The following is an 11,364-nucleotide window of genomic DNA, read 5'->3' on the forward strand; positions in this document are numbered from 1 at the left end:
CGCACTTGGGACAGATGGACGTGCCATCCGCGACCACGGTGCTACAGCCAGGGCAGTTCAGAGCCAGCGCTCCTTGATGCGGGAGGGGGCATCCATTTTCTGGCGTCGCGCCGCTCAAGTCAAACCGGTTGCGTTGTAACCCCTGGATTTTCGCGGAGATTTGGCCTAGGCCCGCCGCCATGCGCCGCCTGCCCTCTCGCGTGTCCGCTTGCCTCCTGGTCCTGAGCGTTCTTCCGGCCTGTCTCCGCAACATTCCCGCCGGCAATCCGGAGGACGACGAGGCGCGGGCGCAGATCATGGCCTGGGAGGATCGACGCTCGCTGGGAGAGGGGCAGCTCGTCGCGTGGGCCCAGGGGCAGCGGGGCACTGCGCTTCAGGTGCGGGCCTTGCGTGCGCTCGCCCGGATCCAGGATCCCGCGACGCTCGAGGTCCTCCTTGCCGGCCTCGTGGCCACCGAGCCCCAGGTGCGGGATGAGGCGGCCTTCGCCGTGGGGCAGCTGGCCCTGTCCTGGGAGCCGCTGCCGGACGAGGCGAAGGCTCGGCTCACGGAGGCGCTGCGAGCGGCCGAGGCAACGGAGGCGGATCCTGGCGTGCGCCGCACGCTCCTGGAGTCTTTCAGCAAGCTGGCCACTCCAGGCGCGGTGCAGCGACTCATCGAGCGGCTCGGGGATCCGAGGGAAGGGGTGGCGGGTCGTGCAGCACTTGCCCTGGGTGTGTCCGGGCGCAGGGGGGCCTCGCTCGCGGAGGTGCCGATCGAGCGGGTGGGGGCGCTGCTGGCGCCGGATCAGGCACTGGAGACGCGCTACGGTGCCACCTACGTGCTGGCCTACCTCCGGCGTCCCGAGGCGCTCGAGTTCCTGCGCAAGTGCGCCGCGGACGCATCCCCGGAGGTTCGGGCCCTGTGCGCGAAGGGCTTCGCGGAGGCGGGAGGCCAGGAGGATGCGCCTGTGCTGGGCCGGCTGCTGGAGGATCCGGTACCTCGGGTGGCGGCCGAGGCAGCGCGCTCGTTGGCGAAGCTCTCCGTCTCCTGCACGGGCCCATGTGCCACGTTGGAAGCGCTGCGGGCCCTGAAGCGCCAGGCCGGCGCCGTCGCATCGGGAGCTGCCGCGGCGGGGCATGCGATCCTGGCGGTGGCCCAGCAGGGGCTCCCAGCTTCCGGGCGGCCGGTGCTGGAGGATCTGCGGCGCGCGCTCCGAGAGGCGCCTCCGGGGGGCTCGCCCCTCACGCTCGATGATGTGGCATGGCTCGACTGCCGCCTGGCCGCTGCGATGGATCGTCAGACGGGGGCCCTCGTCGAGGTGCTTCGCTGTGGTGGCGACCGGGTGCCCGAGCCGCGGCGGTTGGCGCTGGGGCTGCGCGAGGTGGCGCAGGCGAAGGAGCAGGGGGGAGCGAAGGAGGCAGTGGCCTCGTTGCGCCACCCGGACGCGCGGGTGCGCCTGGGCGCGCTGGAGGCGGTGGCGGCGCGGCCTGTACCGGAGGCATTGGAGGCCGTACGCGCCCTCATCGCTGGAGATGATGCGGTCGTGGCTGCCGCGGCCGCGACCGCGGTGGGGATGCTGAAGGCCACCGAGGCCCTGCCCGAGGTCCGTGCCCTGGCGGCACGTGTTCCTCAGGAGCCGGACCTGGCCGAGCCCGTGGCGGGCGCGCTCGTGGCACTCGAGGGGAAGGAGGCGGAGCCTGTGCTGAGGAGCTGGCTCGGGCACCCTCACGCCAACGTGCGTCGCGTCGCGGCCGACTCCCTCACCCAGCTGACGGGCCAGCCCGTGCGCTCGGCGCGCATGGAGCTCTCGCCAGAGGCGTTCCGCCCACCTGTGGCGCCCGCTGGCGCGAAGCTCACCTTCCGCACGCGCAAGGGAGACATCACCGTCACGCTGGACACGGAGCATGCGCCGATCACCTCGGGCAACCTCTACACGCTGGCGAAGAAGGGGTACTTCCGCGACGTCACCTTCCACCGGGTGGTGCCGGACTTCGTCGCGCAGGGGGGCGATCCGCGCGGGGATGGGGAGGGGGGCCCGGGCTACTCCATCCGGTGCGAGCTGACGCGCCGTCCATACACGCGAGGCACCCTCGGCATGGCGCTCTCGGGCAAGGACACCGGGGGCAGTCAGTTCTTCTTCACCCACACGCCGCAGCCACACCTGGACGGCCGCTACACCTCCTTTGGAGAGGTGACGGCTGGGATGGAGGTGGTGGACGCGCTGCTGGAGGGGGACCTCATCCTCGAGGTCCGGGCAGAGCCCTGACGAACCCGCGCCGCCGCGCCTACGCCACAGCCAGCGGGTGAGGCAGGTGGCCGAACCGCTGCATCTCCTCGGCCTCCATGGTCTCCACCTGGTTGCGGATGCGCATCCACTCCGAGTCCGGGATGCGCAGGAACGCCTCGGCGAGCGCGGGATCGAACTGGGAACCCGCGCAGCGGGCGATCTCGTCCCGAGCCACCTTCAGCTCCCGGCCCTTGCGGTAGGGCCGGTCCGAGGTGATGGCATCCAGCGTGTCCACGATGGCGAAGATGCGCGCGCCGATGACGATGGCCTCGCCGGAGAGGTTCGCCGGGTAGCCCTTGCCGTCCCAGCGCTCCTGGTGCTGTAGGACGATCAGCGAGGCCTGGTACAGGTAGGGCATCTTCGCCAGCATTCGGTAGCCAAACTCCGGGTGCTTCTTCATCTCCACCCACTCATCCGGCGTCAGCGGCCCGGGCTTGAGGAGGATGGAGTCGCGCACGCCGATCTTCCCGATGTCGTGCAGCAGCGCTCCCTGCTCGATGATGTCCAGCGCCCCGGTCTGCAGGCCGATCTCCTCGGCCAGCCGCTTGGCGTACAGCGACACCCGGCGCGAGTGCCACTGCGTCTCCGTGTCCCGGTAGTCCAGCGCGCTGATGAGCCCGTCCAGCAGCCCCGTGGTGCGCTCCACCACCAGCCGCTCCAGATCCCGGTTGATGGCCACCAGCTCGGCGTTCTTCTCCGCCACCTCGCGCGTGAGCCGCTCGTTGGCCTCGACCAGCTTGAAGTGATGGAACGCCTGCCGCACGCTGCTCGTGAGGTCCGCCAGCGACCAGGGCTTGCCCAGCAGCCGGAACACCTCGCCCCGGTTCACCGCCTCGGAGGCCGTGCGGAAGTCCGCCGCCGCCGTCAGCATCAGCCGCACCGCCTGCGGGTTCTTCTCGCGCAGGGCCGCCAGCAGCTCGATGCCGTTGAGGTGCGGCATCATGAAGTCTGTGAGGACGACTTGAAACCCTTCCTCGCGCGAGGCCTGGACGGGATCGTTGTGCGTGACAACCTCGTAGCCCTCGGACTGGAAGATCCGGGAGAGCGCGGCGAGGATGCGCACGTCGTCATCCACAACGAGGATGCGGTCCATGGTGTCGAGGTCTCCAAAACGTGAAGCCAGGAGGCCGTTATACACGCCTTCAGTTCCGCCCATATAGGGGGGGCTCCGGCGTCTAGGACTTCAGTCCAGGTTGCCAAGTGTGGAGAACTGCTAGCATTTACCTGGCCCCATACGTCCTTGACAGCCACGTCATGCTTGCCTGCCCGCCGGGGGGTGGTCTATGGTGCGCGACGGTGCTGAGAAGGATTGTAACCCCTTGAATTTCTGGAGAGTTCTCCGATGGCTAAAGCCGCCGCAGGGCCGGTCCCGGTGGTGGTCATGGGGCTTGGGTTCATCGGGCAGGAGATCGCTCGTGCGGCGCTGGCTTCTCCCGAAGTGGAGTTGATCGGCGCGGTGGACACCAGCCCACAGCTCGCGGGCCGCCCGCTGGCGGACGTGCTGGGTCAACCCACGCCGAAGCTGAAGGTGGCGGACTCGCTCGAGCGCGCCGTGGGGCGGCGCCGAGGCGTGGTGCTGCTGCAGGCCACGGGCTCGCGGCTGCCGCAGGTGATGGATCAGCTGCTGGATGCGGTGAAGCTGGGCGTGTCGGTGGTGTCCACCTGCGAGGAGCTGGCGTTCCCCTTCCTCAGGCACCCGGAGCTGGCCGCGAAGCTGGATCGCGCCGCGCAGAAGGCGGGCGTGTCGGTGCTGGGCACCGGCGTCAACCCGGGCTTCGTCATGGATCGCCTGGTGGCCACCGTGGGACAGGCGTGTGGCCCCGTCCGCCGCGTCACGGTGACGCGGGTGGTGGACGCGAGGACCCGCCGCGAGGCCCTGCAGCGCAAGGTGGGTGCGGGGCTGACGGAGGACGAGTTCTTCGCCCTGGTGGACAAGGATCAGCTGGGCCACGTGGGGCTGCTGGAGTCCGCGGCGCTGTGCGCGCTGGGGCTGGGCCTGGACTGTGACGACTATGAGGAAGAGATCGCTCCGGTGCTGGCCGAAGAGGACATTACGGGCGGGGCGTTTCCAGTGCGAAAAGGCCGCGTGGCGGGCATCTTCCAGTCGGTGGTGGGGTTGGACGAGGAGCAAGAGAGGGTGCGGCTGGAGCTGACCATCGCCGTCGGGGCGGAGGATCCGAAGGATCGCATCGAGCTGGACGCCGAGCCGAAGGTTGTCATGGAGATCCCGGGGGGAGTGGCCGGTGACCGGGCCACCGCAAATACGCTGGTGAATGCCGCGCCACGTTTGACGGCCGCCGAGGCCGGACTGCTGACCGTGCTCGAGCTTCCGGCTGGTCGCTAGAGCGAGACGGAGGGGACATGCTGGACAAGAATGCGATCGGTCGCTCATCGCCGCCGACGCTGAACGAGGTGGAGAAGGGCTCCATCCGCCGCTTTGCCGAAGCGATCGGGGACTACAACCCCATCTACTACGATGAGGAGTATGCGCGGGCCTCGGGCTACCCGACGATTGTGGCGCCGCCCACGTTCCCCGCCTCCTTCCACTCGGCGGCGGATCTGCGCGAGCTGCTCGGGGTGGGCATCAAGAGCCTGCTGCATGCCGAGCAGGGCTTCGAGTACGAGCGCCCCATCTTCGCCGGCGACCGCATCTACGTGGCCACCAAGGTGGCGGACGTGCTCGAGCGCACAGGCCCTGCGGGGAAGATGGACGTGGCCGTCATCGAGGACGAGGGCCGTGACGAGGAAGGCAACCTGGTCTTCCGGGCTCGCCGTACCCTGATTGTTCGCGCCTCGAAGGAGAACGCCTGATGCCTGCGCGCAAGCTTTACTTTGATGGCATCCGGGTCGGTGACGAGCTGCCGGCGCTTGCCAAGGCCCCGGTGGATCGCGTCCAGCTGTCCCGCTACGCGGGCGCCAGCGGGGACTACAACCCCGTGCACGTGGACGAGGTCTACGCCAAGAGCGTGGGCATGCCCTCCGTGTATGCCCCCGGCATGCTCATCATGGGCATGCTGGGCCAGCTCATCAGCGACTGGGCCCGGGGCGGCCAGCTGCGCCGCTACAACGTCCGCTTCATCAAGATGGTGTGGCCGGGCGACACCGTGGTCTGCAAGGGCCGCGTGAGCGATCGCCACGGCTCTGGCGGCCGCTACTACGTCGAGATCGATCTCTGGGCGGAGAACCAGCGCGGCGAGCTGCTGATGAAGGGGCAGTCCGTCATCCAGCTCTTCTACTCGCTGGAGGACGAGAATCGGCAGCGCGCCGGCCAGGCCCCCATCGTCGTCGAGGTGCCGCGCGAGAGCATCCTCGATCATCAGGCGAGCGGGCAGGGGGACGGCTCCGAGGCCGAGGAGACGGGCGCCAAGAAGGCCCCCAGCTCCGCCAAGAAGTCCGCCAAGACGGCCATGGCCACCCCGGTGCCGCTGCCCGGCGCCGCCGCGAAGAAGGCCAAGAAGTAGCGCCCAGAAGCGCTGGGAGGGGTGTTCCCCCCGTTCGCACACGATTCCGGACACACCGGCAGGGGTCGTGTGGCCTGGGCACGACGCAGGGCGTCAGTACGGGTTGACTCTCGAATCAATCGACGTAAGACTTTTCCTGTCTCACTGGGCCGCTGACCATCTGTATGGCCAGGCAGCGAGCCCCTCATGTGACGGGAGAGGCCATGTCCGCCGGAATCAACCACTACAAGACAGACCTTCGGGAGATCTTCTTCACCCTGTTCGAGCAGTTCGGGTTCGGACAGGTGGCGGGCCAGGCGCCCTTCGAGGCCTGGGGGCCCGACGAGGCCAGGGCCGTCCTCCAGGAGACGTACCGCTTCTCCAAGGAGGTGCTGGGGCCCTTGAACACCACGGCCGATCGCGAGGGCTGCCGGGTGGAGGATGGCACCGTGCTGACGCCCAAGGGCTTCAAGGACGCGTGGAAGCTGCTCTGGGAGCAGGGCTTCAAGACGGTGGGCGTGGCGACGGACCATGGCGGGCAGGGCTCGCCGATGATGCTGCAGGTGGCGGTGGAGGAGATGCTCTGCGGCGCCAACGCGGCCTTCAACATGTACCCGGGGCTGACCTTCGGCACGGCGGAGACGCTGGCCGAGTGCGGCACCTCCGAGCAGAAGAAGAAGTACGTGGAGAAGCTGCTCAACGGCACGTGGGGCGGGACGATGTGCCTCACCGAGCCGCACGCGGGCTCGGACGTGGGCTCGGCGAAGACGACGGCGCGCCGCAACCCGGACGGGACCTACAACATCCGCGGCACGAAGATCTTCATCTCCGCGGGCGATCACGATCTGGCGGAGAACATCATCCACCTGGTGCTGGCACGCGTGGAGGGCGCGGCCCCGGGGACCAAGGGCCTGTCGCTGTTCATCGTCCCCAAGCGGCGCGTGAGCGCGGACGGCAGCTCGGGCCAGCCCAATGACGTGAACCTGGGCTCCATCGAGCACAAGATGGGCATCAACGGCTCGGCGACCTGTGTGCTGAACTTCGGTGAGAGCGACGGGTGTCTCGGGGAGCTCGTGGGCGGTGTCGAGCACATCGGCATGAGCCAGATGTTCAAGATGATGAACGGGGCGCGCATCGCCGTGGGCATCCAGGGCCTGGGGCTGGCCTCGACGGCCTACCTGAACGCGCTGGAGTACGCGAAGGAGCGCAAGCAGGGCGGGCACTTCACCAAGTGGAAGGATCCCACCTCGCCGCGCGTGCCCATCATCGAGCACCCGGACGTGCGCCGCATGCTCCTGGAGATGAAGGCGCACGTGGAGGGCATCCGCGCGCTGATCGTCAAGCTGGCGATGCACACGGACAAGGCGAAGCAGCTGGCGGGCAAGGACGATGACAGGGCGGCCTACCACCGCGGCCAGGTGGAGGTGCTCACGCCGCTGGTGAAGGCGTACGCGTCCGACCAGTCCTTCCGGCTGTGCGCGCAGGCCATCCAGGTCTACGGCGGCGCGGGCTTCATCAAGGACTACCCGGTGGAGCAGTACTGCCGCGACTCGAAGATCTTCTCCATCTACGAGGGCACCAACCACATCCAGGCCATGGACCTGGTGGGCCGCAAGCTGGGGCAGGCGGGTGGCGCGCACTTCCAGCAGTTCATGGAGGACGTGGGCGGCTTCATCGAGGCGAACCGCGAGCACAAGACGCTCGGCTCCGAGGTGAAGGCGCTGGCGGCGGCGCAGGAGGGGCTCATGTCCAGCGCCATGGTCGTCCTGGGCTGGTCCCAGGACGCGGCCAAGGTGGCGCTCATCCCGCTGTCGGCCAACCGCTTCCTGCAGATGATGTCCGAGGTGGCGGTGGGCTGGCTGCTGCTGGAGGCGGCGGTGCTGGCGGAGAAGTCCACGGAGAAGCTGTCGCCCACGGATCCCGACCGGGCCTTCTACGAGGGCAAGAAGTGGAGCGCGCTCTGGTACGCGCGCAACGTGCTGCCCGGCGTGGAGCAGGCGGCGAGGCTGATGGTGCAGGAGGACGCCTCGCCCATGCAGATCCCGGACGCCGCCTTCGCCGCGTCCCTGTAGTCAGGGCGTGACGATCGTCGTCTCGGCCGCCTGGCACTGCACCGGCAGCTCGTGGTGCTGTCCCAGGCGGTGAGGCACCTCCGCCTGCTGTGAGGTGACATCCATCAGCGGGCGGGTGAACGCGATGCGGTAGGTGCCCGGCTGCGAGAAGTCGTAGGCCAGGGAGGCCTCGATCGTGTTCTCCGCCGAGCCGCCAGGAGCGAGGGTGACGTAGTCGCTCGCCTCGGGATCGGCGCGCTTGAACATGGGGCCCTGGTACGGGATCTCGGTGCCAGCGCGCGTCACCTCGAGGCAGTTGCTGAGCAGGCCCTCGAGCGGCGTGTGCCAGTTCAGCACGTACAGGGGCTGCTTCGTGGGGTTGCTGAGCCGGAACGTCACCTGCACCGGCTCCCCCACCTTCAGGCGTGGAGCCACGCTCAGCGCGCACTGAAGGGAGGCACTCTGGGAGGAGGGCTCCTCTCTGGGGGACGTTGCCATCTCCGATCCTTCCTTTCGCGACGCACACGCACCGCCGCCGACCGCCAGGCAGAGCAGCGCGAGCCAACCGATGTGTCTCCGGGTCATGGAGTGTGCCTCTCGACTGCCGCGGGCGCCCGGGCGGGCAGGCCCTGAAAAAAGGAAGACGGGAGCGTCGCCGCCCCCGTCTCCTGGTGCTTCACCTCACCGCACGCTCGTTACGGCAGCGAGGGGGTATTCTCGGCGAAGTACTCGTGGCTGTCCGCGTTGTCCAAGGCCTTGCTGGGGCTGGAGATCGCCAGGCTCTTGCACGCGCTCTGGCCGTAGGCGTTGTCATTCGTGCTGGCCACCACGTTGAAGTGGCTCATCTCGTGGACGAGCGTGCCGGCCTTGGAGTCCGTGCCCGTGTTGGGCGCGTTCCAGAACGCCCTGCACACGTAGATGCGGTACGGCTGCGACGGGTACACGTAGGCGTACGCGGAGCTGGTGCAGGAGCAGTCGACGACCACCGACTTGGTGTCGAAGGCGCTCTTGATGGCGGTGAAGTGGGACTTCGCCGTGTTCCAACCGCTGCTCGTGTAGTTGCCGAACCAGGTCTTGTAGCGCGAGGTGTTGCCCGGCGTGGTGTTGGTCAGGTAGCTCAGCGAGTTGGTGGAGTAGGTCTTCGCGGAGTTGAAGGCCGTGTTGATCGACGACGCCTGGGTGCTGCTGCAGTTGGCGGTCGACAGGGCGAAGGCCGAGACCTCGCGCTCACCCTGGGGCTCGGGGAGGAGGTTGGGGCGGCCCTCGATCCGCAGGCTCACGCTGTTGGAGCGGAACTGGGAGACGCCTTGGTGGGTCTCCTCGGAGTAGCTCAGGGTGTAGTTGCCGGTCTCCGAAAGATCATAGAAGCCCGCGAGGCTCACCGTCCGCGTGAGGCTCTCGCTCGGAGCCAGGGTGAGGAAGTCCTCCGCCTGGGGTGCGGCCCGCTTGTAGTGGCGGCCGATGTACTCCACCGCGGCGCCGTCGCGCGTCACCGTGAACAGATCGTCATCGATGCCGTCGACCGGGGTGTTCCACTTGAGCAGCCGGACTGCGTGGCTGGAGACGTTGGTGAGGGTGACCGTCACCTGCACGTCGTCCCGGGCGCTCAGGGCCGAGCTGCCCGTGGACAGGCTCACTGCGATCTCACCTGCGACAGCCTCGGGTGCGGTGACCTCGCTGGCGTTGCCGAGCTGCTCCTCTGGAGTGCCGCAGGCACTCAGCAGGGAGAGTCCAACGATTCCTCCAACCAACCAGCGCAGGTGACGAGGGGTCTTGCTCATGAGGACTTCCTTTCGGGGGATGACGACGCGGATCACCCCGAGACGCGTACCCTCGGGGTACTCGCTTTATAAGGCATGAGCATGGAATAGGGTATTTGAATTACTCGCCTGGAATCCGGCTCTCAGCTGACGCGCGGCTGAGCCACGGGGTAGCGCCCGGCCCGGCCAAACGGCGGGTCGAAGAGGTGCGGGTCGGACTGGCGCGAGCGGAACAGGTCGATGATGTAGTTCATCCGCTGATCCAGCTTGCTCCAGTCCTTGGCGCCGGTGCCCTGCAGGCTGTCCGGGCTGCGATCCAGCTTCCCGAGCACCTCGCGCAGCTCCGGGTTCTCGATGGAGCGCAGGTGCGGCGGGAAGATGTCCTTCTCGAAGGCGGCGGGAGGCGGCAGGTCGTTGCCGATCTTGAGCGCACCGCCCGGGACGGCGAGCTTCATCATGTGCTCGGTGGACAAGCGGCGGAAGACGCCCGCCAGCGCGTCCACGAGCGGGTTGACGGCCGCGTCGACGATGCCCGTCTTCTTGAGCAGCTTGGCGCCCTGCTCCAGCCCGAAGGGCAGCGCCTTGATGCCCGCGTCGATGGTCTGGTCGAGGATCTTCCGGAAGGTGTCCTTGACCGGCGTGTTGAGCGCCTTCTCGATGAAGGGCGTCAGCTGCGTCTGCTCGTGCAGGCCGATCTTGTTGTTGCCCAGGAGCATCAGCTCGGCCTTCTTGTTCGGATCCTGCTCGAACTGGGCCTTGGCGTAGGCGGTGAAGGCCTCCTTGAGCAGCGGCTTCTCCGCGGGGATCTCCCCCAGGAACTTCTCCAGCTTGGCCGGGTCGAGCTGGGTGTCGTCCTTGAAGGTGTCGACGAAGCGCGCCATCTCCTGGCCGATCTCCCGGAAGACGAACTGGTTGCCGTCAGCGATGGCCTTGCTCACGTTGTTGAGCGCCTCGCTGGCGCCGGCGGCGATGTCGCCCAGGGGCAGCGCGGGCAGGCCGAGCTTGCGCAGCACGTCATCCATCTTGGACAGCTTCTCGCCCACCGCGCCGGAGCCCTTGATGGCGTCCATGAGGAACTTCGGCAGGTCCTCCTGGCGGATGCTGGCCCCCGCTTGCTTCGAGGCCCAGGTTCCAAAGGTGGCCCAGTTGGCGTTCTCCTTGCCCAGCATCTCGCCCAGGGCGTTGGACAGATCGTGGTAGCCCTGGGTGATGGCCAGGTTGCGCTCCACGGGATTCTCCATGGCGGCGATGGACTTCACGTCCGCCGCGGTCGGGTAGCTGCCCGGAGCCACGCGCGAGGGCTGGAGGGCGATCGCGGCCGCGCCCAGGGTCTCCGCGTTCGGCGCCCTCCGGGCCTTCGAGTCGAAGTTGGAGAAGCCTTCTTCCGGCCGGCGCGCAGTCTGCGGCTGGGGCTTGATCTCGTTGCGAACCTGCGGCTTGGGCGCCTCGCGCGCTGCGTCGGTGCGGGGGGGCGTGGGACGCGAATCCGGGCGGGTGGTCTTCATAGTGTCGGCATTATCACCGGAATCCGGAAAAAGTTGCATCTCCAGCGTAAGCATGCGTGACGCCTCATAAAGGGAAAGGGCGGGCGCGTGGGGAAGAGGCTCCTCAGGGGGCCAGGAAGCCCGTGAGGGCCTTCACCACGTGGCCGGCAGGGTTGCCAAAGAGCATGGTGGTGTGGTTGCCGGGCACCTCGACGTAGCGGCAATCCGGCAGGGCCCGCGCCGTCTCCAGCGCCAGCTCGCGCGGGACGATGGGGGGAGTCCCGGGGGGGCCGAAGCCCTCCGTGGCGTTCAAGAGGAGGGCAGGGTGGCGGGCGCGAGGCAGGAACTCGGACCAGGGCTCG

10 protein-coding genes are annotated in these 11,364 nt (G+C 68.3%); 5 read left to right on the forward strand and 5 right to left on the reverse strand.

The window, feature by feature from the left end; all coding sequences use genetic code 11:
* Window positions 1–179 precede the first annotated feature (179 nt).
* Window positions 180–2,246, forward strand: coding sequence for a peptidylprolyl isomerase (locus VD972_RS09950; RefSeq protein ID WP_324984437.1), 2,067 nt, complete (start codon window positions 180–182; stop codon window positions 2,244–2,246).
* Between the two features lie 19 nt (window positions 2,247–2,265).
* Here the strand turns inward: VD972_RS09950 and VD972_RS09955 are convergent, their stop codons facing one another.
* A complete protein-coding gene (locus tag VD972_RS09955; RefSeq protein WP_324984439.1) occupies window positions 2,266–3,360 on the reverse strand; it encodes an HD domain-containing phosphohydrolase in 1,095 nt (364 codons plus the stop codon).
* 249 nt (window positions 3,361–3,609) lie between these two features.
* On the opposite strand from VD972_RS09955, the gene VD972_RS09960 reads away from it, so the two are divergent.
* The 4 genes from VD972_RS09960 (at window position 3,610) to VD972_RS09975 (ending at window position 7,779) form a co-directional block, all read left to right on the forward strand.
* Window positions 3,610–4,611: a dihydrodipicolinate reductase gene (locus VD972_RS09960; protein WP_324984442.1), complete on the forward strand. Its 1,002-nt coding sequence runs from the start codon at window positions 3,610–3,612 to the stop codon at window positions 4,609–4,611.
* A 17-nt stretch (window positions 4,612–4,628) separates the two neighbouring features.
* Window positions 4,629–5,078: a MaoC family dehydratase N-terminal domain-containing protein gene (locus tag VD972_RS09965; RefSeq protein ID WP_324984445.1), complete on the forward strand. Its 450-nt coding sequence runs from the start codon at window positions 4,629–4,631 to the stop codon at window positions 5,076–5,078.
* Window positions 5,078–5,728: a MaoC family dehydratase gene (locus VD972_RS09970; RefSeq protein WP_324984448.1), complete on the forward strand. Its 651-nt coding sequence runs from the start codon at window positions 5,078–5,080 to the stop codon at window positions 5,726–5,728. The genes VD972_RS09965 and VD972_RS09970 overlap by 1 nt, the downstream gene beginning before the upstream one ends.
* Window positions 5,729–5,931: 203 nt before the next feature.
* Window positions 5,932–7,779 (forward strand): acyl-CoA dehydrogenase, encoded by a 1,848-nt coding sequence (locus VD972_RS09975; RefSeq protein WP_324984451.1) that lies wholly within the window; start codon window positions 5,932–5,934, stop codon window positions 7,777–7,779.
* Here VD972_RS09975 and VD972_RS09980 read toward each other — a convergent pair whose 3' ends face one another.
* The 4 genes from VD972_RS09980 to VD972_RS09995 form a co-directional block, all read right to left on the reverse strand.
* Window positions 7,780–8,256, reverse strand: a complete 477-nt coding sequence (locus VD972_RS09980) for a protease (protein ID WP_324984454.1) — start codon at window positions 8,254–8,256, stop codon at window positions 7,780–7,782.
* A gap of 197 nt (window positions 8,257–8,453) precedes the next feature.
* Window positions 8,454–9,539 (reverse strand): M35 family metallo-endopeptidase, encoded by a 1,086-nt coding sequence (locus VD972_RS09985; protein ID WP_324984457.1) that lies wholly within the window; start codon window positions 9,537–9,539, stop codon window positions 8,454–8,456.
* A 122-nt stretch (window positions 9,540–9,661) separates the two neighbouring features.
* Entirely contained in the window at window positions 9,662–11,023 is a 1,362-nt protein-coding gene (locus VD972_RS09990; protein ID WP_324984460.1) for a hypothetical protein, read from the reverse strand.
* Window positions 11,024–11,126: 103 nt separating this feature from the next.
* A partial coding sequence (locus VD972_RS09995; RefSeq protein WP_324984463.1) for a hypothetical protein occupies window positions 11,127–11,364 on the reverse strand: 238 nt, incomplete at its 5' end.

This window comes from Hyalangium sp., assembly GCF_035629615.1.
Lineage (GTDB): Bacteria > Myxococcota > Myxococcia > Myxococcales > Myxococcaceae > Hyalangium.